Origin of the sequence: Thermopolyspora sp. NPDC052614 (genome assembly GCF_040678635.1) — a bacterium.
GTDB lineage: Bacteria > Actinomycetota > Actinomycetes > Streptosporangiales > Streptosporangiaceae > Thermopolyspora.
Genome location: NZ_JBFATZ010000009.1, coordinates 87,043 through 108,567, shown reverse-complemented (window position 1 = coordinate 108,567; position 21,525 = coordinate 87,043). Strand labels below are relative to the sequence as shown.

At 70.7% G+C, this 21,525-nt stretch carries 24 protein-coding genes; 7 read left to right on the top strand and 17 right to left on the bottom strand.

Annotated elements, in window-relative coordinates; genetic code table 11:
• Positions 1-252: 252 nt before the first annotated feature.
• The 4 genes from AB0K60_RS20620 to AB0K60_RS20605 all read right to left on the bottom strand — a co-directional run bounded on the left by AB0K60_RS20620 (position 253) and on the right by AB0K60_RS20605 (position 2,939).
• Positions 253-819 carry a dihydrofolate reductase family protein gene (locus AB0K60_RS20620; RefSeq protein WP_364057076.1) on the bottom strand — a complete coding sequence of 189 codons (567 nt, stop codon included), beginning with the start codon at positions 817-819 and terminating at the stop codon, positions 253-255.
• Positions 820-971: 152 nt separating this feature from the next.
• Entirely contained in the window at positions 972-1,733 is a 762-nt protein-coding gene (locus AB0K60_RS20615; RefSeq protein ID WP_364057073.1) for an ABC transporter permease, read from the bottom strand.
• A gap of 28 nt (positions 1,734-1,761) precedes the next feature.
• Positions 1,762-2,526, bottom strand: a complete 765-nt coding sequence (locus AB0K60_RS20610; RefSeq protein ID WP_364057070.1) for an ATP-binding cassette domain-containing protein — start codon at positions 2,524-2,526, stop codon at positions 1,762-1,764.
• Complete coding sequence (locus tag AB0K60_RS20605; RefSeq protein WP_364057067.1) at positions 2,523-2,939, bottom strand: DUF1048 domain-containing protein; 417 nt, start codon at positions 2,937-2,939, stop codon at positions 2,523-2,525. The genes AB0K60_RS20610 and AB0K60_RS20605 overlap by 4 nt, the downstream gene beginning before the upstream one ends.
• A gap of 271 nt (positions 2,940-3,210) precedes the next feature.
• Between AB0K60_RS20605 and AB0K60_RS20600 the strand changes: the two genes are divergently transcribed.
• From AB0K60_RS20600 to AB0K60_RS20590, 3 genes are read left to right on the top strand one after another with little or no spacing between them, the layout of a single operon-like run.
• On the top strand, positions 3,211-3,537 hold the full coding sequence (locus tag AB0K60_RS20600; protein WP_364057064.1) for a PadR family transcriptional regulator: 327 nt from the start codon (positions 3,211-3,213) through the stop codon (positions 3,535-3,537).
• Positions 3,534-3,890 carry a DUF1048 domain-containing protein gene (locus AB0K60_RS20595; RefSeq protein ID WP_364057061.1) on the top strand — a complete coding sequence of 119 codons (357 nt, stop codon included), beginning with the start codon at positions 3,534-3,536 and terminating at the stop codon, positions 3,888-3,890. Before AB0K60_RS20600 ends, AB0K60_RS20595 begins: the two co-directional genes overlap by 4 nt.
• 1 nt (position 3,891) lies before the next feature.
• Positions 3,892-4,218: a DUF1048 domain-containing protein gene (locus tag AB0K60_RS20590; protein ID WP_364057058.1), complete on the top strand. Its 327-nt coding sequence runs from the start codon at positions 3,892-3,894 to the stop codon at positions 4,216-4,218.
• A 380-nt stretch (positions 4,219-4,598) separates the two neighbouring features.
• Here the strand turns inward: AB0K60_RS20590 and AB0K60_RS20585 are convergent, their stop codons facing one another.
• From AB0K60_RS20585 to AB0K60_RS20575, 3 genes are all read right to left on the bottom strand, one after another.
• Positions 4,599-5,588, bottom strand: a complete 990-nt coding sequence (locus tag AB0K60_RS20585; protein ID WP_364057055.1) for a DUF6569 family protein — start codon at positions 5,586-5,588, stop codon at positions 4,599-4,601.
• Entirely contained in the window at positions 5,585-6,889 is a 1,305-nt protein-coding gene (locus tag AB0K60_RS20580; protein WP_364057052.1) for a hypothetical protein, read from the bottom strand. Before AB0K60_RS20580 ends, AB0K60_RS20585 begins: the two co-directional genes overlap by 4 nt.
• Before the next feature lie 388 nt (positions 6,890-7,277).
• Positions 7,278-8,279 carry a YafY family protein gene (locus AB0K60_RS20575; protein WP_364057049.1) on the bottom strand — a complete coding sequence of 334 codons (1,002 nt, stop codon included), beginning with the start codon at positions 8,277-8,279 and terminating at the stop codon, positions 7,278-7,280.
• 59 nt (positions 8,280-8,338) lie between these two features.
• Here AB0K60_RS20575 and AB0K60_RS20570 point away from each other — a divergent pair, with 59 nt between their 5' ends.
• The 4 genes from AB0K60_RS20570 (at position 8,339) to AB0K60_RS20555 (ending at position 11,266) form a co-directional block, all read left to right on the top strand.
• Positions 8,339-8,977: a DinB family protein gene (locus tag AB0K60_RS20570; protein WP_364057046.1), complete on the top strand. Its 639-nt coding sequence runs from the start codon at positions 8,339-8,341 to the stop codon at positions 8,975-8,977.
• Positions 8,974-9,435 carry a VOC family protein gene (locus AB0K60_RS20565; RefSeq protein WP_364057043.1) on the top strand — a complete coding sequence of 154 codons (462 nt, stop codon included), beginning with the start codon at positions 8,974-8,976 and terminating at the stop codon, positions 9,433-9,435. The genes AB0K60_RS20570 and AB0K60_RS20565 overlap by 4 nt, the downstream gene beginning before the upstream one ends.
• A 193-nt stretch (positions 9,436-9,628) precedes the next feature.
• Positions 9,629-10,819 carry a helix-turn-helix transcriptional regulator gene (locus AB0K60_RS20560; RefSeq protein WP_364057040.1) on the top strand — a complete coding sequence of 397 codons (1,191 nt, stop codon included), beginning with the start codon at positions 9,629-9,631 and terminating at the stop codon, positions 10,817-10,819.
• Between the two features lie 132 nt (positions 10,820-10,951).
• Positions 10,952-11,266 (top strand): hypothetical protein, encoded by a 315-nt coding sequence (locus AB0K60_RS20555; RefSeq protein WP_364057037.1) that lies wholly within the window; start codon positions 10,952-10,954, stop codon positions 11,264-11,266.
• Between the two features lie 82 nt (positions 11,267-11,348).
• Here AB0K60_RS20555 and AB0K60_RS20550 read toward each other — a convergent pair whose 3' ends face one another.
• From AB0K60_RS20550 to fae, 10 genes are all read right to left on the bottom strand, one after another.
• Positions 11,349-12,047, bottom strand: a complete 699-nt coding sequence (locus AB0K60_RS20550) for a hypothetical protein (RefSeq protein ID WP_364057034.1) — start codon at positions 12,045-12,047, stop codon at positions 11,349-11,351.
• A 248-nt stretch (positions 12,048-12,295) separates the two neighbouring features.
• Positions 12,296-12,997, bottom strand: a complete 702-nt coding sequence (locus AB0K60_RS20545; protein ID WP_364057031.1) for a siderophore-interacting protein — start codon at positions 12,995-12,997, stop codon at positions 12,296-12,298.
• Positions 12,998-13,257: 260 nt separating this feature from the next.
• Entirely contained in the window at positions 13,258-14,544 is a 1,287-nt protein-coding gene (locus AB0K60_RS20540) for a dicarboxylate/amino acid:cation symporter (RefSeq protein WP_364057028.1), read from the bottom strand.
• A gap of 78 nt (positions 14,545-14,622) precedes the next feature.
• Positions 14,623-14,685 (bottom strand): putative leader peptide, encoded by a 63-nt coding sequence (locus tag AB0K60_RS20535; protein WP_364057625.1) that lies wholly within the window; start codon positions 14,683-14,685, stop codon positions 14,623-14,625.
• 412 nt (positions 14,686-15,097) lie between these two features.
• Entirely contained in the window at positions 15,098-16,459 is a 1,362-nt protein-coding gene (locus AB0K60_RS20530) for an NAD-dependent succinate-semialdehyde dehydrogenase (RefSeq protein ID WP_364057025.1), read from the bottom strand.
• Positions 16,453-17,559: an iron-containing alcohol dehydrogenase gene (locus AB0K60_RS20525; protein WP_364057022.1), complete on the bottom strand. Its 1,107-nt coding sequence runs from the start codon at positions 17,557-17,559 to the stop codon at positions 16,453-16,455. The genes AB0K60_RS20530 and AB0K60_RS20525 overlap by 7 nt, the downstream gene beginning before the upstream one ends.
• A gap of 17 nt (positions 17,560-17,576) precedes the next feature.
• Positions 17,577-18,473 carry an NAD(P)-dependent oxidoreductase gene (locus tag AB0K60_RS20520; RefSeq protein ID WP_364057019.1) on the bottom strand — a complete coding sequence of 299 codons (897 nt, stop codon included), beginning with the start codon at positions 18,471-18,473 and terminating at the stop codon, positions 17,577-17,579.
• On the bottom strand, positions 18,470-19,924 hold the full coding sequence (locus AB0K60_RS20515) for an aldehyde dehydrogenase (RefSeq protein WP_364057016.1): 1,455 nt from the start codon (positions 19,922-19,924) through the stop codon (positions 18,470-18,472). The genes AB0K60_RS20520 and AB0K60_RS20515 overlap by 4 nt, the downstream gene beginning before the upstream one ends.
• Positions 19,921-21,030, bottom strand: coding sequence for a mandelate racemase/muconate lactonizing enzyme family protein (locus AB0K60_RS20510; RefSeq protein ID WP_364057013.1), 1,110 nt, complete (start codon positions 21,028-21,030; stop codon positions 19,921-19,923). The genes AB0K60_RS20515 and AB0K60_RS20510 overlap by 4 nt, the downstream gene beginning before the upstream one ends.
• Entirely contained in the window at positions 21,027-21,524 is a 498-nt protein-coding gene (gene fae, locus AB0K60_RS20505) for a formaldehyde-activating enzyme (RefSeq protein WP_364057623.1), read from the bottom strand. The genes AB0K60_RS20510 and fae overlap by 4 nt, the downstream gene beginning before the upstream one ends.
• Between the last annotated feature and the right edge of the window lies 1 nt (position 21,525).

Below are 21,525 nucleotides of genomic sequence, written 5' to 3'. Positions count from 1 at the left end.
TTCACGCAGGGCGGCGAACTCACCCCCGAACAGGCCCGCCTCCTCCTCGACGCAGAACGCGACTGACCCCGGCGGGCAACGGGCGGCGGCACCCGGCCACCTCATCGAGGCCCACGAACGCGGGCCGTCCACTACAGGCCCGAGGTTTTTGTAGCGACTGGGCGGGGTTCGCCCCGCCCATTCCACCGCTGCGGCAGGGGTCGCTGCGCGGGACCCCTGTGCGCGGGTCGGCTCGTGTGCCCGGTTCGGGGTTTACTTGGGGACGTAGATGTGGACGACGATTCCGGAGTCGAATCGCTCCACGTCGGCCAGCTTGAGGTGGGTGGTGTCGAAGCCGGCGCCCTCGAAGAGGTGCTTGCCGGCGCCGACGATCACGGGGAAGTACCAGAAGTGGAACTCGTCGACCAGGCCGTGCTGCACCAGGGTGCGGTCCAGTTCGCCGGTGCCCCACTTGAGGATGTTGCCGCCCGGCTGTTCCTTCAGCTTCGCCACCTCCTCGGCCACGTCGCCCTTGAGCAAGGTGGCGTTCCAGGTGGTCTCGGTGAGGGTTCGCGACGCCGCGTACTTGATCATGTCGTTCATCGGCTGGGCCTCGGGGCCGGTCTGCGAGCCCCACGACTGCGCGAACGCTTCGTAGGTCACGCGGCCCAGCAGCATGGCGTCCGCCTCGGTCATCAGCTTGCCGGCGTAGCCGGCGTGCTGGTCGTCCCAGTACGGGTGGCCCCAGCGGTGCGGTTCCGCCCGGGAGGCGGTGGACGGGCGGGTGTCGTCGATGATGCCGTCGAGCGACACGAACGTGGATTCAATGATCTTGCGCATTCCGGTGCTCCTTGTTCTCCGTGGCCGGCGGCTTCGCGCCGCCTTTCCGATGACCAAGAGCCTGCCGGGTGCCCCTTACGGTTTCCTTCAGGTCGCCCTACCGTCCCGCCGTACCCAGTCGAAAGGGCACGTCACGGGGACACATGGCCGACTTAGGCGATCTTGCGGCGGTAGGTCCGTATGGCGAAGGCGTACGCGATGACGAGGATGCCGACGCACCAGGCGAGGGCGACCCAGATGTCGGTGCCGACCGGTTGGCCGGTGAACAGGGCGCGGATGGTGTTGACGATGGAGGTCACCGGCTGGTTTTCGGCGAAGGCGCGGACCGGGCCGGGCATGGTGGCGGTGGGCACGAAGGCCGAGCTGAGGAAGGGCAGGAACAGGAGCGGGTAGGAGAACGCGCTCGCGCCCTCCAGGGTTGTGGCCGACAGGCCGGGGATGACGGCGATCCAGGTCAGCGCCAGGGTGAACAGGATCAGGATGCCGGCGACCGCAAGCCACGCCGACAGTCCCGCGCCCGAGCGGAAGCCGATCAGCAGGGCCACGAGCATCACCACGCCGAGCGAGATCAGGTTGGCGACCAGCGAGGTCAGCACGTGCGCCCACAGCACCGACGACCGCGCGGTCGGCATCGACTGGAAGCGTTCGACGATGCCGCCCTTCATGTCCATGAACAGCCGGTACGCGGTGTAGGCGATGCCCGAGGCGACCGTGATGAGCAGGATGCCGGGCAGCATGTAGTTCACGTACGAGTCCGACCCGGTGCTGATCGCGCCGCCGAACACGTAGACGAACATCAGCATCATGGCGATCGGCATGATCGCGGTCGTGATGATGGTGTCCGGGCTGCGCGCTATGTGGCGCAGGGACCGTCCCAGTAGGACGGCGGTGTCGCCGAAGAAATGCTTGCTCATTGTTTGTCCCTTACGTCGTGGTGGTTGGCTATGTCGTCGTGCCGACGAGGGTGAGGAAGACGTCCTCGAGGGTCGGCTGCTTCTCGACGTACTCGACCTTGGCGGGCGGGAGCAGTCGCTTGAGCTCGGCCAGGGTGCCGTTGACGATGATCCGGCCCTCGTGCAGGATCGCGATCCGGTCGGCGAGCTGCTCGGCCTCCTCCAGGTACTGCGTGGTGAGCAGCACCGTCGTGCCCCGCGCGGCGAGCTCCTTGACGGCCTGCCACACCTCGATGCGGGCCTGGGGGTCGAGGCCGGTCGTCGGCTCGTCGAGGAAGATGACCGGCGGCTCGCCGATCAGGCTCATCGCGATGTCGAGGCGGCGGCGCATGCCTCCCGAGTACGTCGCCGCCCGCCGCCCGCACGCGTCGGTCAGCGAGAACCGCTCCAGCAGGTCGTCGGCGATCCTGCCCGGGTTCTTGAGGTGTCGCAGCCGGGCGACCAGCGCCAGGTTCTCCCGCCCGGTGAGGATCTCGTCCACGGCGGCGAACTGCCCGGTGAGGCTGATCGACTCGCGTACGTTCGCGGCCTGCGTGGCGACGTCGAAGCCGTTCACCCGGGCCGTGCCCGCGTCGGCCTTGAGTAGCGTGGACAGGATCTTCACCAGGGTGGTCTTGCCGGCTCCGTTGGAGCCGAGCAGGGCGAAGATGCCGCCCCGCGCCACCTCGAAGTCCACGCCGCGCAGCACGCGCAGCTCCTTGTAGGACTTCTCCAGGCCGTGCACCTGGATCGCCGGGCTGTGCTGCACCGTCATCGCTGCGTCCTGTTCTCCGCGGGGGTGGATTCGCCGGCGGCGCGGGCGATGGCGCTGGTGAAGCGCTCGCGTTCGCGGGCCCGGTACTTGCCGAGGGGGTAGTTGGCCATGAACCTCTCGACGAACTCGATGGGGTCGTCGCCGAAGATGTCGCGGATCGGGGTGGCGTCGGCCGCGCTCTGCTCGAACAGGTCGGCGAGGTCCTCGTACATCGTCAACGCGTCGGCGCCGTCGACCGGGCCGAAGTGCATCAGGTAGCGCTCCACTGCCTCGACCGCGATGCGGTAGTTCTCGGGCAGCCGCTTGATGCGCGCCTTGTACTGCCGGTAGCGCTTCTTGTCCTGCAGCGATCCGGTGACGACCTCCAGGTACTGCAGGTAACGGCTCTTCGGCTCGTTCGATTCTGTGGTCACGTCCACTCGCCTCCTTCGCGGAGCCGTTCGAGCCGGTCGGCCGGAACGCTCCTGGTCATCGGGACTCTTCGTGGTTACCCCGCCGTTGGTGCTTAAGGGCATCCGCAGGAGCCGCCTACTTAGTGTTGCTGACTACCGGTACAAAGTAACACCGACTACCGGTAGCTAGCAACACCGAATAGCGCCGCCCGTCCGCGCATCCGATCACTACTTCGTGGTACTGTATAGTGGTACTAGGTGATACAAAGTACCAGGATCGAAGAGGACCACGATGGACGGCCTGACGGAGATGCTGAAGGGCACGCTTGAGGGCTGCGTGCTTGAGATCATCGGCAGCGAGGAGACGTACGGGTACGCCATCACGCGTCGGCTCAACGAGCTCGGCTTCACGGATGTCGTCGAGGGGACGGTTTACACCATCCTGCTGCGGCTGGAGAAGAACGGGCTCGTCGAGGTGACCAAGCGACCATCCGGGATGGGCCCGCCGCGCAAGTTCTATGCGCTCAACGACGCGGGGCGCAAGGAGCTCGCGACGTTCTGGACAAAGTGGGAGTACATCGCCTCACGCCTCGAGAAGCTCAAGGAGGGCCGGAGATGAGCCTCTGGGAGACCATGACAGGCAGCGATCTCACCAGGGAATGGAACGCCTTCCAAGCCCGGGCCGAGGCATTGCCGGTCGGCCATCGGGCGGCATGGGAAGAGATCAAGGGTCATCTTCTTCCCTACTCGGACTTCACCGGCCGGAAGCTGACCCCGATGCTCGGCGGTGCTCTGGAACTGCTCGAGGAGACGGCGGCCGACGGGCGGAGCGTTCACGAGGCGCTGGGCGACGACATCGCGGGTTTCTGCGCGGCGTTGGCCCGCGGAGAAGGCGCGCGAAGCCATCGCGACCGGTGGCGCGAGCGGTTGAACAGGAACGTCGCGAGGAAACTGGGCCGGCTGGGAGGCTGACGTGCGCATCCGGGACATCATCGACGGCAAGAAGCGGTGGCGGGCGCATGTGGCGCGGGTCAAGGCGCTCCCGCCGGACTATCGGATCGTCTATAAGGAGATTCAGCGGTACATCTTCAGGGTGGGACCGGTCGACCTGCTTGACAGGCCCCTGCTCTCGCAGGTCCTCGACTTCTTCGAGGAGGGCGCCGCGGCCGGCAAGGGGGTCCTGGAACTCATCGGCGACGACGTCGCCGCCTTCTGCGACGACCTGATCAAAGACTCGCGGACCTATACGGACGTCTACCAGGAGTCCATCAGCGGCACGACCGGCACGACCGAGAGGTGACGGCGGCCGTGCCGGTGGCGGCGAACTGAACTCCGGTCCGCGCCACGCCAGGGGAGTCCTGTTGGCGCTGGACCGTCGGTGGGAAAGCGGGCCATGCCGTACGGATGCCCGGGTGGCGGACATTCCGCCGAAGTGTCGTGTCAGCACGGCAACGGCCGGTATCGGCGTGCTCGGGAGACGGTGGACGCCGTGAACGGGTACGGCGATCGCGCGCCCAGCAGCGCGTGCGTTCCCGTCGCCTCCGCAACGATCAGAACTCTCAGTGCGCCGACGGCGCCCGTCCCCGCGCCGGGAATGACGGATTCGCTCACCAATGGCGATCGGGTCGCCCGGCCCGAATGATCGGTTAATCCGTCACGTCACCCGCCCGGCAACGGGTTTCACCGGCGGTTCGTGAAAAGCGACGCGTAGACGAGCCGCTCGCCGTCGGTGACCACCTGTCCGGCCACGTGGTCGCCGGTGACGGTGGACAACCGCAGGTCGAGGTAACGTTCCTCCTCCTGGACCGTCCACGTCCCACTGGCGGGGACGGCCATCCAGGACGCGATCTCGTCCATCCGGGCCGCCCGGTCGCGCGCCAGCTCCGCGCGCAGCTCCGCCGGCCCGTCGGCCTCGTACGGCTCGGCCCGCGCCACCTGACCCGCCTCGGCCTGCCGCTGCGCGTCCCGCTTCGTCTCGGCCTGCCACGCGGCGACACCGTACGCGAAACACACCAGAGCCATCCACATCTCGGCGAAGTACACCGGATCCGGCGCGAGCTCCAGCCCCACGAACGACCCGCCGACGAAGAACAGCGCGCCAAGCTGCCCCGGCAGCAGCTCCAGCCGGCTGCGGAACTGCGTCAGCGTCGCCCGCTCACGCGACAGGATCTGCTCCAGGTGGCCCCGGGACGGCAGGCCGTACCGGCGGTTGAGGTCGGAGATGTCCGGCCACAGCTTGGAGTAGTCGCGCCGCTTGCGCAGCTCAAGCGCCCGCAGCCGCAGCTCGACGGGCAGCACGAAGAACCACTGGTCGCGGCCCTCCAGGAAGCCGCCCTGCCCGGACTGCACGCAGCAGGCGTCGTCGAACAGCCGCGTCTGACCGGCGGCGAGCAGCGCCGCCGAGCACAGGGCGTGGTTCTGCGCCGCGTCCTGGATGTAGCCGATGTGCAGCGGCACGATCGCCACGCCCTCGGAGGCGCCGTTGTGCATCTCCACCTTGCCGTAGCCGACGACCCGGTTGAGCTTCAGCCCCGAACGCGGCGGCACGAACCCGCGGTGCTCGGGACCCCAGACGGGCACCATGGTCAGCTCCCCCGCGCACTGCGGCGTGCCCACGCGGTAGCCGGTCAGGCCGAGCGGCGCGGAAACAAGCGTGTCGAGTTGTGTCATGTCCGTACTCCTCCCTGACGGACCTCCAGGTCGTTGAGCGTGGCGGCCCGGATCCAGGCCCGGCCGGGCGCGCAGTGGGCGAACATCCACGTCAGCAGCTCGGCGAAGTCGTCCTGGTGCCAGAAGCGGAACCGCGGCAGCTCCGGCGCCGGGGTGCGGTAGGTGAGGTCGTCGCTGCGGGTGAACATGGCCTGGCAGAGCAGCACGGGCGTGGTCACCCCGGCGCGCGGCAGGGTGGCCGCCACCCGGGCCAGGTCGCCGGGGAACGTGTTCTCGTACCCGTCGGTGACGATCGCCACCAGGTCCGGCTTGGTGTCGATCGCGTCGAGCAGGCCGGTGGCCAGGTCGGTCGCGCCCTCGGGACGCCCCTCGGCGCCGCCGACCTCGATCACGTCGAGCCGGTCGCAGATCGCCGCGAGCACCTGGCGCAGCGCCGCCGCCTGCGACATCACCGCCCACTCGCGGTCGCCGTACCCGCGCATCGACGCCGACGCGTCGAACACGAGGGCGACGTGCCCGGCCATGCGGGGCAGGTCGCGCGTCACCTCGGCGACGTATCCGGCGAGCGCGGGCCGCAGCTCCGCCTCCGGCCCGCCGCGGTAGAGGTGGACCAGCGTCGCGGCGATGTCGCCCCGGTTCGTCGGCGTCACGACCTGCGGGTCCTCCCGGACCGGGTCGAGCGGCGCGGGCGGGTCGTGCGGCGCGACCGCGTTGTGCGTGCCCGGGGCGTGGAGGGCGCGCAGCCGCCGGATCGCCGCCTGCGGGTCCGTCGTGAACCGCAGCAGCCTGTCACGCAGGTACGGCGAGCCGGTGTCGCCCTCGGCGACGAGCCGGGCGCAGGCGCGCGCCGTCGCCTTGCCGAGCGCGTGCTCCAGGCAGTCGACCAGGGCGGGCCGCCGCGCCTCGATGAGCTCGTCGGCGTCCGGGTGCTCCAGGACGAACGCGACCACGGCCCGCGTGACGTGCTTGTGGTTGGCCCGCATCCGCCGTACGGCGAGCAACACGGTGATGACCTGCGCCGGCGGCACTCCGAACAGCAACGCCCGGATCGCCTTGCCCAGCACGTCGCGGGTCGGCTCGGCCAAATCCACCCAGGAGGCGGTCAGCGTGCGCAGCAGCACCCGGGCGCGCTGCCACGGCTGAACGCCGGGGACCAGCGCGAGCAGAACGTATTCCTCGGGGTCCGCGAGCCAGGCGGCGCGGTGAATTTCGGCATCGTCCCACGCCAGATCGCCGCCGCGCGAAAGAATCAGCGGCGTGGCGTGCGTCCGAAGATGCGTGAGCAGATCCGGCGTATTCATATCCGGAATCTTAAGGATATATCTTGCCACATGAAACTGATTAATTGCGCCCGGCGCGCCATCACCGACGGCCAAATTAAAAAGATTCAGCGCCACGGACCCCGGGCCGTATTCACCGGCAGTCCGCCTCACGGGAAAACGTGCACATCGCCGTGACGGCCACTCGGACGACGGCGGAGGGGGGACGGGTGACCGGCGCTTCGGTGGACATCAGGCCGCTAACATGCAGCATTCCCTTATCTGGAATGAGGGTCTTGCCCACCACGCCCGGCGCAGTTCCCACACCGATCATTGAACCCGTCCGGGACCCGCCCGGCAACACATTTATGACGGCGTTCCTCCGGCCGCGGCCATACCACGCGGAACGCTGCGCCACCACGGACGCGGCTCACGACTCCTGTGCGCCCGGCGCCCCCGGAACCGCCTTCGCGCCGACCGACAGCAGTCTTTCCGCCAGCACGCGACAGCGCGCCGCGAGTTCCGGCGGTTCGAGCACCTCGAAATCGTGCCCCAGCACAACCATGTGCATGAGCACGATATCGAGATTGGCGGCGCCGGCCACCACCTCGCAGCGCTCGCCGTCCCGTGGCCGCACGACGGCCGCCGACGCCGGGATCTGCGCCCGCACCGTCGCGGCCGGGGCGTGCACGAGGAAGCGCGCCTGATGCGGGTAGACCCGGCTCGCCACCCCCTCCTGGACGTACGCCGCCGCGTCGGGCATAACCCGCGGGCGGAAATGCCAGGTACGTGCGGAAACATCGGTCATGCGATCGACACGAAAGCTGCGCCAATCGTCACGATCGAGATCGTAGGCGAGCAGATACCAGCGCCGATCGGAGGCGACCAGCCGATACGGCTCGGCCCTCCGCCGTCGCACCTCGTCCCCGGACGGATAACCGAAGCCGACCTCGACCTCGTCGCCGCAGGCACGGGCGAGCGTCATGAGCACCTCGGCGTCGACCTGCTCGCGACCGCCGCCGAAGTACTCCACCGAGTCGGCGAGGGCGCGCACCTGACGCCGCAGCCGGGCGGGCATCACCCGGTCGATCTTGGCCAGCGCCCGGAGCGCGGCGTCACCCGCCCCGGCCACCGCGCCGCTCGCCCCGGCGAGCAGCGACACCGCGGTCGCGATCGCCTCCTCGTCGTCGAGCAGCAGCGGCGGCAGGTCCCGCCCCGGGCCGAGCCGGTAGCCGCCGCCGACGCCCTGGCCCGCATGCACCGGATACCCGAGCGCACGCAGCCGCTCGACGTCCCGCCGCACCGTGCGCGCCGTCACCCCGAGCCGCTCGGCGAGCTCGGGCCCGGTCCACACCCGGCGCCGCTGCAGCAACCCGAGCAGCGTCAGCACCCGCTCGGTCGTCCCTCGCTCGTCACCGCCCACCGCGACCATGACCCCACCTTGCCAGATTGCGGACCGATCCTGTCCTCCAGCGGTGCCAACCTGGCCCTATGGACGCAGACGAACTCGACCTGAACCGTACGCTACGCGAACAGTGGGAGTGGCACTGGAACAACCAGCTCAAGGCCCGCCTCGACGGCCTCACCGACGAGGAGTACCTCTGGTCGCCGGTTCCGGACGCCTGGAGCATACGGCCGCGCGGCACCTCGACGGCCCCCATACAGGCCGGCACCGGAGACTTCACGATCGACTACGCCTTCCCCGAGCCGGTCCCCGCACCGTTCACCACGATCGCCTGGCAACTCGGCCACGTCATCGTCGGCGTACTGGCCATGCGCAACGCGGCCCACTTCGGCGCCCCGCCGGCGTCGTACGACACCTGGGAGTACGTGGGCGACGCGGCCACCGCGCTCGACCAGCTCACCACCCAGCTCGACATCTGGCTGACCGGCGTACGCGACCTCGGCGAGGCCGGTCTCCGCGAGCGAGTCGGCGACAAGGAGCCCTATCCCGAACTGCACATGGCCGACCTGGTGCTGCACATCCACCGCGAGCTGATCCACCACCTGTCCGAGGTCTGCCTGCTACGCGACCTCTACCTGCACACGAACCTGCACACCTACCTGCACACGAACCTGCACACCAACCTGCACACGAACACCGCCACGAAGACCGGAACGACACCATGAGCCGCCATATCCAGATCACCTTCGACGCCCACGACCCGCGGGCCCTGTCGATGTTCTGGCGCGACGTCCTCGGCTACATCCACCCCGGCCCGCCCGGCATCGACCTGCCCGAGGACGCCGACCCCCTCGCCGCCTGGGACGACTTCCTCGCCCGCATCGGCGTACCGGAGGACCAGCGCAACACCGCCTCCGCCATCGAGGACCCGCAGGGCCACGGCCCCCGGCTCTTCTTTCAGCGTGTCCCGGAGGACAAGGTCGCCAAGAACCGCGTCCACCTCGACGTCCGCGCCGCTCCCGGCCTCCAGGGCGAGGACCGCATGGCGGCGCTGGAGGCCGAATGCGACCGCCTCGTCGCCCTGGGCGCGAAACGGGTCCGCCGCCACGAGCCCGCTCCCCCGATGGAGTCCGGCCACATCGTGATGACCGACCCGGAAGGCAACGAATTCTGTCTCGACTAAGGGGACACCGCCTTCACCCGACAGCCGCATCTCGATCGCGTCCGGGAGAGGCACCGAGCGGACCTTGTCTCGCTTGGGCAGGCTGAACACCAACTTGTTGTTGATGATGCGGACCTGGCGGCGAAGGAGACCGGAACGACGAACGGCCCTGCATCCATACTGAGCCTTGGGAGAGTCTCAGAGGAGCAGAGCCATGGACGACGGTAGCACGATCGGTGCCCAACTCCGGCGAATCCGTCACGAGCGCGGACTCAGCCAGGAGGGCCTGGCCGAACGCGCCGGGGTATCGCGGGACCTGATCGCCAAGTTGGAGCAGGGCGCGCGCCGCTCGGCACGCCTGACCAGCCTCATGAGGCTGGCGACCGCTCTGGACGTTGAGCTGAGCGCACTGACCGGGAAACGCGAGCGGATGGGAACGGCCGGACGCGACGGCGCGAGCGTCCTGGCGCTGCGCGATGCCCTGCTGTCGCCGACGCACCTGCCCGGCCTCGACGACGACGACGGCGACGACGGGGAGCCCGCGCCACTGGACGACGTCCGCCGGTCCGTCGACGACGCATGCCGCCGGTACTGGGCGGGCGACTTCGCCGTCCTCATCGCGCGACTGCCCGCGCTGATCGGTGAGGCCCGGCTCACGCACGCCGCCGAAGGCGAGCGGGCGGTGTACCCGCTGGCCATGGCCTACGACCTGGCCGCGAGCATCATGGTGCATCTCGGCCGCGAGGACCTGGCCGCCGTCGGCGCCGAGCGAGCCCTGACCGTCGCGCACGGCGGAGCCGATGAACTGCTGTGGGCGACCCTGCACGCCACCTACGCCTGGGCGCTGCTGCATCAGGCACGCCTCGACGAGGCCGAGCGCTTGGCCGCGGGCATGGCCGCCCGGATCGAACCGTCGTTCTCGGCGCCGCCGACCGCCGTCGCCGCGTGGGGCAACCTGCTGATGACCGCGCTCGCCCCGGCCGCCGCCGCAGGCCGCGACGTCGACGAGTACATCGCCATGGCCCGCGCCGGCGCCGAGCGGATCGGGCACCGAATCAAGATCTACAACACCTCCTTCGGACCGGCCACCGTCGCGATGCAGGCGACGCACGCCCACGCCGTACGACGCGAGCCGGACAAGGCTCTCAAGGCGTCACAGGCGATCACCCGGGAGGACCTCACCGGCATCTCCTACGGCCGGCATCTCCTCGACGTCGCCCAGGCGCTCCTGGACGCCCGGCACCGCGCCGCCGCGACCGAGCGGCTCACCGAGGCCCACGCCGTATCCCCGGTGTGGTTCCGGCATCAGGCCGTCGCCCGCGAACTCGTGGACAGCATCCGTGAGGCCGAGACCCGGCCCTCACCCCGGATCCGCGCGCTGGCGAGAGCCGTCAACCTGAACTAGGACGCAACGTCCCACCGCCGCGCCGCCGCCCCGGCGAGGTAGGACGTGCTGTTCGACCTCGCCGCGGACGGCCCATGGGATGGGACATCACGTCCCTTGGGTGCCGTTACCCACAGTCATACGGTCGCCCCCATGAGTAGCCATGACCCCGCCGGATGGCTCTCTGGCCTGCCCGGCGAACCCAAGCCCCTGTTCCTGTGGGATGCCGACTCCGGGCACGGCCGCGCCTCGTGCGGCGTCACCGGCGGCCCGTGGCTGGCACGCCGCCGGATGCTCGACGCGGTCACCGCCATGCCGGAGGCAGGGGCCGCCGGGCAGATTCGCGCGGCCCGCCTCGACCTGCGGGGCCGGGACCCTCAGTACGTCCTTGGCCCGGTGCTGTTCCGTGCCCGGCGGGACCACACCGGCCGCCTGGTCCTCGACGACGGCGGCACGGACTCCTCATGAGCAGGCGCGGCATCATCCGTTGACCATGTTTCACGTGGAACGCTATCGGCGCATCCCCGCCGGAGACGCAGGCGGCACTCCGTCAGAGCAGTTTCGCGAGCCGCGCCTTCTTGCCGTTCTCTCGGACGATCCAGAGCACGTCACCATCGGTGGAGGCGGCCAGCGTCCGGAAGGCGGGCAGGCCGACCACCGGATCGGCGGCCACCGCGACGCTCCAGCAGTAGCCCAGCGCCTGCCGCAGCGCCCGCACCCCCGGGTCCCGCCGCTCGTCCGCCGACCGTGCGGCGAGCGCCCGCGTGACCCGGGCGCACACCTCGACGGCGCATTCCGCGGCCTCCGGCGTTTTCAGCAGGCGAGGCTCGCACAGTCCGGCCACGGCCGCCCGCTGGACCAGCGGGTCATCCTGGCCGGACCAGCCGTCGACGACGCTCAGGAGGCGCGGCAGGTCCGCGTCGCCGAGGCGCTGCAGCGCCATGGCCACCGCCTCGCGCACCCGCCAGCGCCCGTCGGCTGCATGCTCCCGGAGCCGATCCTCCACCTCCGGCCCCGCGCCCTCGGCCAGCAGCCTCCCGAGCCCGATAACGCCGCAGAACACCAGGTACTCGTCGCCGGTGGCGATGAACTCGTCGAAGCGACCCCGGTCGCCCTCATCGGCGACGGCCTGGGCCAGCTCTATGTTTGCGCGCGACCCCGGCAGCCCCGAGTGCTCGGCCAGGTAGCCCGGCCATCGCACACCGTCGAGTGCCCGCAACTCCGCTTGGTACCGATCTCGGCGGTTCATCGCTGCAGCATAGATCTCAGGAGTGACGTTTTCCCGAAGGAGGATCCCCGAGAGAGGATCACGGTTGTGGACTGGCTCTCGACGCAGCGTCGCGCCGAGCGCGGCCGTCCCGGACTACTGTGCGCCGCGCCTCGAACCGCCCGGTCAGCGCGTCGAGATGGTAGCGGTCCCGACCGTAAGGAGCGACGGCGAAGCCCACAACCGGGTTTCGGCGCACATCATGAATGCACACCATGAATACGGTTGGGTCAGTCCATTCCGCGTCGGCCCGGGGTCCAGAAGGGTTTGACCACGATGTCGCGGCGTGGCCAGTTTCGGTCGTGCAGCAGGTGGCGCTTGACGGACTGGCAGGTCTTCGCCTCGCCGGCGAGGTAGACGACGGTGCCCGGGGTGAGTCCTTCCAGTGCGGCGACGGCCTCGACCAGGCGTTTGGAGTCGTAGGCGGACTCGGTGCCGCGGTCGATCCATTGCACGTCGCCGCCGATCGGGAGCCGGTCAGCGGGGTCGCTCACCTCCACGATGGCCCGGGCCCGTCCGTTGAGGGACCGCATCATGGCGCCGAACGCCACCGACGCCGTCTCCTCGCCGACGAACACATGACCTGCCGCGCCCTGCCGTACGGTGAACCCTCCTTCGGGGGCCCTGAACATCACCTGGGCGCCCACCTCCAACTCCCTGGCCCACCGTGCCCCTGGGCCTTCGCCGTGCTCGAACACCCGTAGTTCCAGAGCGTCGCCGTCGTAGTCCCAGACCGTGTAGGTGCGCAGCATGTCCCGAGCGGCCCGTAAGGACAGCTCCCCCACCTGTACTCGCACGTGTTGGCCCGGTTCCCAGTCGAGCCCGCCGACCCCTTCCAGCCGGATGCGCCGCCATCGGCCTTCGATGTCCTCGACCGCGGTGGCCGTTCCCTGCACCAGCAGCCGTTCCAGTAACCACGCGCCGCGTGCCATGACGATCCTTCCTCGATATATCTAAGACTGTTCGATACTAACAAGCCGACGCCGTGTCTGCACGGCCACCCGCGTTACCGTGCCCCTATGGCCATCTGGCGGCGGCGGAAATCCACATCGACAGCGATCTCGTTCTAACGCTGGTCCGCGCGCACGGCCTCCTCCTCAGCCGGAGATGGGTTCCGTACCGAATGGACCTGAACAAATGCGTGCGGCCGGGTCGCCCTGTGCGGGCGATCCCGGCCGCGGTGTCGAGGTGGTCAGGCGACCGATTCGCCGACCCGGGACGGCGCGGGCGCCGGGGCGGTGTCGAGCGGCTGCGGCGGGGTGTTGAGCACCGCGTCGTCGAGACGGCGCTCGCTGCGGGCGACGAGGACCGGGACCACGATCTGCCCGGTGACGTTGGTCGCGGTGCGGATCATGTCGAGGATCGGGTCGATGGCGAGCAGCAGGCCGACGCCCTCCAGCGGCAGGCCGAGCGTGGTGAGCGTCAGCGTGAGCATGACGATCGCGCCGGTGAGGCCGGCGGTCGCGGCCGAGCCGACCACCGAGACGAAGGCGATCAGCAGGTAGTCGCCGAACCCGAGCGGCACGTCGAACACCTGCGCCACGAAGATCGCCGCGAGTGCCGGGTAGATCGAGGCGCAGCCGTCCATCTTCGTGGTGGCGCCGAACGGCACGGCGAAGGAGGCGTAGTCGCGGTCGACGCCGAGGCGCTCGATCGTGACCTTCTGGGTGAGCGGCAGCGTGCCGACCGAGGAGCGGGAGACGAAGGCGAGCTCGATCGCGGGCCAGGCGTTGCGGTAGAACGTGACCGGGTTGACCTTGCCGACTCCGGCGAGCAGCGCCGGGTAGACGGCGACCAGGACGATGAGGCAGCCGACGTAGACGCCGATGGTGAGCCGGGTCAGCGGCGCGAGCAGGTCCCACCCGTACGTCGCGACCGACTTGCCGATGAGACCGGCGGTGCCGATCGGGGCGAGGCGGATCACCCACCACAGCGCCTTCTGCACCAGATCGAGGACGGACCGGCTGAGGTTGAGGAACGGCTCGGCCTTCTCGCCGAGCGCGAGGGCCGCCGCGCCGAGCACGATGCCGAGGAAGACGATCTGGAGGACGTTGAGCTCGGAGAACGCGGTGACGACGTTCGTCGGGATGATCCCGGTGAGGAAGTCGACCCAGCTACCGGTGTGCTCGGGCGCCCGTGCCTGCGACGTGTCGAGGGTGACGCCCTGGCCGGGGTTGATGATCAGGCCGAGGGCGATGCCGATCACGACGGCGATCAGGGCGGTGGCCATGAACCACAGCAGCGTCTTGCCGGCGAGCCTGGCCGCGCCCGTGACGTTGCCGAGGTTGGCGACGCTGACCACCACGGCGGTGAAGACCAGCGGCGCCACCGCCAGCTTGAGGAGCTGGACGAAGATGGTGCCGACCTCGGTGAGGGTGTCGGCGAGCCAGCTGATGTCCCAGGCGCGGGCGACGAACCCGAGGGCCGCTCCCACGACCAGGCCCAGGAGCAACTGCAGGGAGAAGGAGAATCTCTTCATGACGAGGCTCCGAATGACGGCATGCCGAAATAGGCACGCGGATGGGGTGAGGGGGTTGGGTGTTCTTCGAAGCGCTGGTCAGCTACAGAGGGAGCTGGTGAGGCGGCAAAGATCGACGTGCAGCCGTGCAACAAGCCACACAGTCACGACATACCTCACAAATAGGCCGATTAACTGTAAATAGTACAGCGTAGCGATAGTAAGGTCGATCTGTCAGAAAAATCAAGCTTCCCTACTGGTAGTACCGGGAAGTGCGACGCCTGCCTGCGCGGGAGGCGATCAACGCTGGTGACGCGGCCTCCACCAACGACCGACGGGCACCCTGCTGTCTCGTACGCCCCTCCGCCCAACTCCGGATCGGCCCGCCGCCGAGGATGCCCAGGACGCCGAGGCCGCCGAACACCCCATCTCATCCACCTCGTCGACCCCGGCGGCGGCGACGTCCCGGCCGCCAGGCCCGGCCTCGCCACCGGGCACACGACGAGCCGTACCGCGGGCCCCATGAATGATGCGGCGGCCTCCGGCGCCACGCCGGAGGCCGCCACACCCCAGGTCAGGACCCCAGGGCGAGGTACTTCACCTCCAGATACTCATGAATGCCCTCGAAACCCCCCTCACGGCCGAGACCCGACTCCTTGATCCCGCCGAAGGGAGCGGCCGGGTTCGACACCAGGCCCCGGTTGATGCCCACCATGCCCGCCTGGAGGGCATCGGCGACCTGCAGGCCGCGGGAGCGGGTGTACACGAAGGCCACGAGGCCGGCCGGGGTCGCGTTGGCCGCCTCGATCATGGCGTCCTCGTCGGAGAACACCGTGATCGGGGCGACCGGGCCGAAGATCTCCTCGTCGACGGGCGGGGCGTCCGCGATCACCGTGGGCGGGTAGAAGTATCCAGGCCCGTCCGGGATCTCCCCGCCCAGCAGCACCTTGCCGCTGTACCTCCCCACCAGGCCGTGCACCCGCTCCCGGGCCGCCGCGCTCACCAGCGGGCCGTACTCCGTCAGCGCCGCCATCCGCGCGACCAGGCCCTCGGTGAACTCGGCCGCCACCGACTCGTAGACGAGGAACCGGTTCGCCGCCACGCAGGACTGGCCGGAGTTGCGCATCTTCGCCACCAGCGCGCCCTCGATCGCGTCCGGCACCGACGCGTCGGCGAGCACCAGGAACGGCGCGTTGCCGCCCAGTTCCATCGAGGTGCGCAGCACCCCGTCGGCGCTCTGCCGCAGCAGCGTCTTGCCCACGGCGGTAGAGCCGGTGAAGGACAGCTTGCGCAGCCGCCCGTCGCCGAGCAGCGCCGCGGTGACCTCCACCGGGGACGAGCAGGGCAGCACGTTCACCGCTCCGGCGGGCACCCCGGCCGCGGCGAGCAGGTCGGCGAGGGCGAGCGCGCACAGCGGGGTGGCCTCGGCGGGCTTGAGCACCACCGTGCAGCCCGCCGCGAGCGCGGGGCCGATCTTGCGGGTGACCATGGCGAGCGGGAAGTTCCACGGCGTGATCAGGTAGCAGGGGCCGACGGGCTCGGCGGTCACCACGATCCGGTAATCCCCGGACGGCGCGAGCCGGTAGTCGCCGGTGATCCGCACCGCCTCCTCGGCGAACCAGCGCAGGAACTCCGCGGCGTAGGCCACCTCGGCCCGCGACTCGGCGATCGGTCGGCCCAGTTCCAGCGAGGCCAGCTCGGCCAGCTCGTCGGCGCGCTCGACCATCAGCTCGTACGCCCGGCGCAGGATCTCGCCCCGCTCGCGGGGCGGCACCGACGCCCATGAGGAGGCGCAGGCGGCGTCGAGCGCCCGCAGCGCGTCCGCGGCGGTGGCGTCGGACACGGTGGCGACCACCGCGCCGGTGGCCGGGTTCTCCACCTCGAAACGCCGCGCCGCAGGGACCGGGGTGCCGTCGATGAACAGGTCGGTCAGCATGCCGCCGCCAGGATGCCGACGATGTCCTCCTCGGTCGGGAACCGCGGCGTGTTCGCCATCACCTCGTCGTCGAGCGCGTCCTTGGCGAGCATCGGGAAGTCGTCCGGCGTGACCCCGTGGTCGCCGAGGCGGGAGGTGAGCCCGACGCGCTCGGCGAGGGCCGCGACCGCGTCGATCGCCGCCTCGGCGTTCCGCTCGTCGGACTTGGCGGTGTCGCCGACGCCGAGCGCGAACGCCACCTGGGCGGTGCGCGCCAGCCGTACCTCCAGGTTGAAGCGGAGCACGTACGGCAGCAGCAGCGTGAGCGCGACGCCGTGCGCGATGTCGAACCGGCCGCCCAGCGGGTGGCCGATGCCGTGGCAGATGCCGAGCCCGGTCGCGGCCATGCCGACCCCGGCCATGTGCGCGGCGAGCAGCATCCGCTCGCGCGCCTCCAGGTCGGCGCCGTCGGCGACGGCCCGCGGCAGGTTCGCCGAGACCATCCGGATCACCTGCAGCGCGATCCCGTCCGACCAGGGGTTGGCGCGCACCGACGAGAACGACTCAAGGGCGTGGGTGAGCGCGTCCATGCCGGTCGCGGCGGTCGGGCCCGGCGGCAGGCCGAGGGTGAGCTCGGGGTCGAGCACCGCGGCCCGGGGCAGCGCCGTGGCGTGCCCGACGTAGAACTTGCGGTGGGTCTCCACGTCGGTGATGACGCCGAAGGCGTTGGTCTCGGCCCCGGTGCCGGCGGTCGTGGGCACGGCGATGATCGGCAGGGCGGACGCGCCGTACTCGTTGCGGTAGTCGAGGTCGCGGCCGCGCTGCGGGTTGACGGCGGCGAGCGCGACGCCCTTGGCGGCATCGATCGACGAGCCGCCGCCGACCGCCACGATCAGCTCGGCGGAGCACTCCTGCGCCGCCTGCGCGCCCGCGGCGATGTCGTCGGTGGTCGGGTTGGCGTGCACCCCGGTGAAGGCCGCCGCCTGCGGCACCTGCTCCTGTACGGCGGGCAGCACCGGCGTCGCCGCGATCCCCGGGTCGGTGACGATGAGCACCCGGCGGTTCTCGGCGAGCTCGCCGAGCATGCGTACGGCGCCCGCCCCGACGTGGGCGATCGGCATCGGTGTGAGGGTGAGCATCAGGCCCCCTGGGTGGTGAGTCGAAGAGGTGAGTCGAGCAGGTCCTCCCAGAGCCGCATCGGCGCCATCTCGCCGGCGCGGTCCCCGTAGGCGCGGCGGGCGCGCCGGAACACCTGCTCGACCAGGGCGGACAGTTCGGCGGGCACCTTGACCTCGCGGGCGAGATCGACGGCGAGGCCGAGGTCCTTGCAGGCGAGGGCGAGCGCGAAGGACTCGTCGTAGTCGCCGCGTTCCAGCACCGACAGCACGTCGCGGCCGAGGAAGTTGCTGGCGGCGGGGCTCGCCTGCAGGGCGTCGCGCAGCACGGCGAGATCGACGCCGGCGCTGGTGCCGATCGCCAGCACCTCGGTGGTGGCGACCAAGTGCGCGAACCACAACAGATTGATCATCAGTTTGACGGTGTATCCCGCGCCGTGGCCGCCGACCCGCATGATGCGCTCGGGGTCGCCCATCACCTCCAGCACCGGGCGCACCCGCGCGTACACCTCCGGGTCGCCGCCGACGAAGATCTGGAGCGTTCCCGCCTTCGCGCCGACCGCCATGCCGGACACGGGGGCGTCGAGCACATGCACGCCGCGCGGCTCGGCCGCCCGGCGCACCCGGTCGGCGACCTCGGGCACCGAGGTGGACATGTCGATCCAGACCGCGCCCGGAGCGAGCGCGTCGAGCAGGCCGTCCGGCCCGAGGAGCACGGCCTCCACGTGGCGGGGCGTCGGCAGCATGGTGATCGCCACGTCGCGGCCGGCGCCGGCCTCGGCGGGGCTCGCCGCCCAGGTCGCGCCGTCGATGGCGGCGTCGGGCCGGATGTCGTGTACGGCGAGGTCGTATCCTGCGGCGACCAGGTTGCGGGCCATCGGCCCGCCCATGTTGCCCAGGCCGATGAACGCGATTCTCACGAGCGCTCCAGGTCGATCCAGGTGGTCTTGAGTGCGGTGTAGGCGTCGAGCGCGTGCAGGGACCTGTCCCGGCCGCTGCCGGAGTCCTTGAACCCGCCGAACGGGGTCATCACGTCGCCGGCGTCGAAGGTGTTCACCCACACGGTCCCGGCGCGCAGCTCGCGGGCGATCCGGTGCGCCTTGCCGAGGTCACGGGTCCAGACGGCGGCGGCGAGGCCGTAGCGGGTCTGGTTGGCGAGCCGTACCGCCTCGTCCTCGGAGGTGAACACGGTGGTCACCAGGACCGGGCCGAAGACCTCCTCCTGGGCGATGCGGGAGGCGTTGTCGACGCCGTCGATCACCGTGGGGGCGACGAAGTAGCCGCCGGACTCCGGCCGGATCCGGGTGCCGCCGGTGACGACGTCGCCCGCGGGCTCGGCGAGGTAGCCGAGCACCCGGTCGAGCTGGCCCTGGTCGGCGACCGGACCCATCTGGGTGGCCGGGTCGAGCGGGTCGCCGACCACGATCGACTCGGCGACCTTCACCACCTCGGCGAGCAGCTCGTCGTGCACGCGGGAGTCGACGAGCAGCCGGGATCCCGCGTTGCAGGTCTGGCCGGCGTTGTAGAAGATGCCCCACGCGATCGCCTCGGCCGCGGCGGTCAGGTCCGGGCAGTCGGCGAGCACGACCTGCGGCGACTTGCCGCCCAGCTCCAGGGAGACCTGCTTGCCGTTGGACCGGCCGGCGTACTGCAGGAACCTGCGGCCGACCTCGGGCGAGCCGGTGAAGGCGATCTTGTCCACGTCCGGGTGGAGGCCGAGCGCCTGACCGGCGACCTGGCCGAGCCCGGGGACGACGTTGAGCACCCCGGCGGGGATGCCGGCCTCGACGGCGAGCCGGGCGAGCAGCAGCGCCGACAGGGAGGACTGCTCGGCGGGCTTGAGCACCACGGAGTTGCCGGTCGCCAGCGCCGGGGCGATCTTCCACGCGGTGATGATCAGCGGGTAGTTCCACGGAACCACGGCGCCGACGACGCCGAGCGGCTCGCGGGTGATCATGGCGAGCGCGCCCGGGCCGGTCGGGGCGATCTCGTCGTAGGTCTTGTCGGCGGCCTCGCCGTACCACTGCAGGCAGTTCGCGGCGCCGGCGACGTCGACGCGGCGCGACTCGGCGAGCGGCTTGCCCACATCGAGCGTCTCCAGCTCGGCGAGCTGCTCGGTGTGCTCCCGCACCAGCTCGGCCAAGCGCAGCAGCGCCTGCTTGCGGTGCCGGGGCGTCGCCCGGGACCAGCGGCCGTCGTCGAAGGCGGCCCGGGCGGCGCGCACCGCCCGGTCCACGTCCTCGGCGGTGCCGGCGGCGACCCGGGCGATCTCGGTGCCGTTCGCGGGGTTGACGGTGGGGAAGGCCCCGCCGTCGGACGCGGGCGTGTGGTCGCCGTCGATGAACAGCCCGGTGGTGATATCGAGGTTCATCCGATCCTCCAGCGCCGTACCGCCTCGTGGTCGATCTCGGCGCCGAGCCCCGGCACGCCGGGCACCGCGAGGTAGCCCTCGGAGTCGACCTCGATCGGCTGCGCGAGGAAGAAGTCGCGCCGCTGCGGCGTCCACCCGGGCGGGTCGTAGGGGAACTCCACGTACGGCCCGCCGCCGACCCCGGCCACCACGTGCAGGTTGGCGAGCACGCCCAGCCCGTTGCTCCAGGTGTGCGGGGTGAACCAGCGGTGCTTGACGAAGGCGAGCTCGGCGATGGTCCGGGCGCGCAGCATGCCGACCGACAGCACCACGTCCGGCTGGTAGACGTCGAGGGCGTCGCACTCCAGCAGGTGCAGCAGCTCGGGCATGGTTCGCACCATCTCGCCGCCGGCGACCCGGATGCCGGTCTGGGCGCGCACGGTCCGCACGCCTTCGACGTCGTACTGCGGCAGCGGCTCCTCCAGCCACAGCACGTCGAGCTCGGCGAGCTCGACGGCGACCCGGCGGACCGAGGCGAGGTCGAGGGCGGGCTCGATGTCGCCGGACATGCGCCAGGACTGGTTGAGATCCACCATGATCGCGATGTCCGGGCCGACGGCCTCGCGGGTGGCGCGTACGGTCTCCACGCCCTGGGCGAGCCGGTCCCGGGAGATGCGGATCTTCATGGCGCGGAATCCGGCCTCCTTGGCGGCGAGCGCCGCCTCGGCCCGCTCGGCGGGCGGCTTGAGCTCGCCGAACGAGGCGTAGGCGGACACCCGGTCGGTCGCGCCGCCGAACAGCCCGGCGACGGGCCGGCCGGTCACCTTGCCGAGGATGTCCCACAGCGCGGCCTCCAGCGGCCAGTACCGGCCGGCGTGGAAGTTCACCGTCTCCAGCGTCTTGACGTGGTTGACGATGGCGAGCGGGTCCCGGCCGAGGAAGAGGTGCTCGTAGGCCTCGAAGCCGTCCATCGTGTCGCCGGAGCCGTACCCGGTCACGCCCTCGTCGGTCTCCACCGTCACCAGGGTCGCGTCGAACCAGGTGCGCGGCACGGGATCCCAGGCGGCGTTGAACGGCGGGTCGAGCGGCAGGCGCATCCGGTCGAGCCGGATGGCGGTGATCTTCACATGTCCCCCGATGGTGTGTAGAACGGATTGCTCGGCGCGTGCCGTACGGCGAGCGCGTCGGCGACGGACGGGGTGTTCGTCGCCCCCGCCCGGATGGCCTCGCGGGTGGCCGCGCGGTTGTTGGCGTAGACGAGGTCGGCGTCGGCGGCCTTCGGGTTCACCCAGACCGCCGCGATCAGCACGAGGTCGTCGGGGTCGGCCACGAGGCCCTCGGCGACCGCGTCGAGCACGCCCGCGGCGACGCCCGCCTGGGCCGCGCCCCAGGTCAGCTCGGCGTGCCGGTCCGACTCGATCGCGGCCTTGTTGACGAAGAGGGTGGCGGGCCGGGCCGGTACGCCGGGCCGCACCACCGCGACGAAGGGGGCGTGGCCCGCGCTCGGCGTGGCCAGCGCGGTGGCCCAGGCCGTACCGACCGGGCCGGAGCGGGCGCCGAGCACGGTGTTGACGTGCGCGGCCTCCGCCCCCTCGCCGATGAAACTCTCCCCGATCCGCATC

Excerpts from the sequence above, each read along its gene's own strand:
- AB0K60_RS20620 (WP_364057076.1), bottom strand. The coding sequence starts at position 819 with ATGCGCAAGATCATTGAATCCACGTTCGTGTCGCTCGACGGCATCATC.
- AB0K60_RS20615 (WP_364057073.1), bottom strand. The coding sequence starts at position 1,733 with ATGAGCAAGCATTTCTTCGGCGACACCGCCGTCCTACTGGGACGGTCC.
- AB0K60_RS20610 (WP_364057070.1), bottom strand. The coding sequence starts at position 2,526 with ATGACGGTGCAGCACAGCCCGGCGATCCAGGTGCACGGCCTGGAGAAG.
- AB0K60_RS20600 (WP_364057064.1), top strand. The coding sequence starts at position 3,211 with ATGGACGGCCTGACGGAGATGCTGAAGGGCACGCTTGAGGGCTGCGTG.
- AB0K60_RS20595 (WP_364057061.1), top strand. The coding sequence starts at position 3,534 with ATGAGCCTCTGGGAGACCATGACAGGCAGCGATCTCACCAGGGAATGG.
- AB0K60_RS20585 (WP_364057055.1), bottom strand. The coding sequence starts at position 5,588 with ATGACACAACTCGACACGCTTGTTTCCGCGCCGCTCGGCCTGACCGGC.
- AB0K60_RS20580 (WP_364057052.1), bottom strand. The coding sequence starts at position 6,889 with ATGAATACGCCGGATCTGCTCACGCATCTTCGGACGCACGCCACGCCG.
- AB0K60_RS20575 (WP_364057049.1), bottom strand. The coding sequence starts at position 8,279 with ATGGTCGCGGTGGGCGGTGACGAGCGAGGGACGACCGAGCGGGTGCTG.
- AB0K60_RS20570 (WP_364057046.1), top strand. The coding sequence starts at position 8,339 with ATGGACGCAGACGAACTCGACCTGAACCGTACGCTACGCGAACAGTGG.
- AB0K60_RS20565 (WP_364057043.1), top strand. The coding sequence starts at position 8,974 with ATGAGCCGCCATATCCAGATCACCTTCGACGCCCACGACCCGCGGGCC.
- AB0K60_RS20560 (WP_364057040.1), top strand. The coding sequence starts at position 9,629 with ATGGACGACGGTAGCACGATCGGTGCCCAACTCCGGCGAATCCGTCAC.
- AB0K60_RS20555 (WP_364057037.1), top strand. The coding sequence starts at position 10,952 with ATGAGTAGCCATGACCCCGCCGGATGGCTCTCTGGCCTGCCCGGCGAA.
- AB0K60_RS20550 (WP_364057034.1), bottom strand. The coding sequence starts at position 12,047 with ATGAACCGCCGAGATCGGTACCAAGCGGAGTTGCGGGCACTCGACGGT.
- AB0K60_RS20545 (WP_364057031.1), bottom strand. The coding sequence starts at position 12,997 with ATGGCACGCGGCGCGTGGTTACTGGAACGGCTGCTGGTGCAGGGAACG.
- AB0K60_RS20540 (WP_364057028.1), bottom strand. The coding sequence starts at position 14,544 with ATGAAGAGATTCTCCTTCTCCCTGCAGTTGCTCCTGGGCCTGGTCGTG.
- AB0K60_RS20530 (WP_364057025.1), bottom strand. The coding sequence starts at position 16,459 with ATGCTGACCGACCTGTTCATCGACGGCACCCCGGTCCCTGCGGCGCGG.
- AB0K60_RS20525 (WP_364057022.1), bottom strand. The coding sequence starts at position 17,559 with ATGCCGATCGCCCACGTCGGGGCGGGCGCCGTACGCATGCTCGGCGAG.
- AB0K60_RS20515 (WP_364057016.1), bottom strand. The coding sequence starts at position 19,924 with ATGAACCTCGATATCACCACCGGGCTGTTCATCGACGGCGACCACACG.
- fae (WP_364057623.1), bottom strand. The coding sequence starts at position 21,524 with ATGCGGATCGGGGAGAGTTTCATCGGCGAGGGGGCGGAGGCCGCGCAC.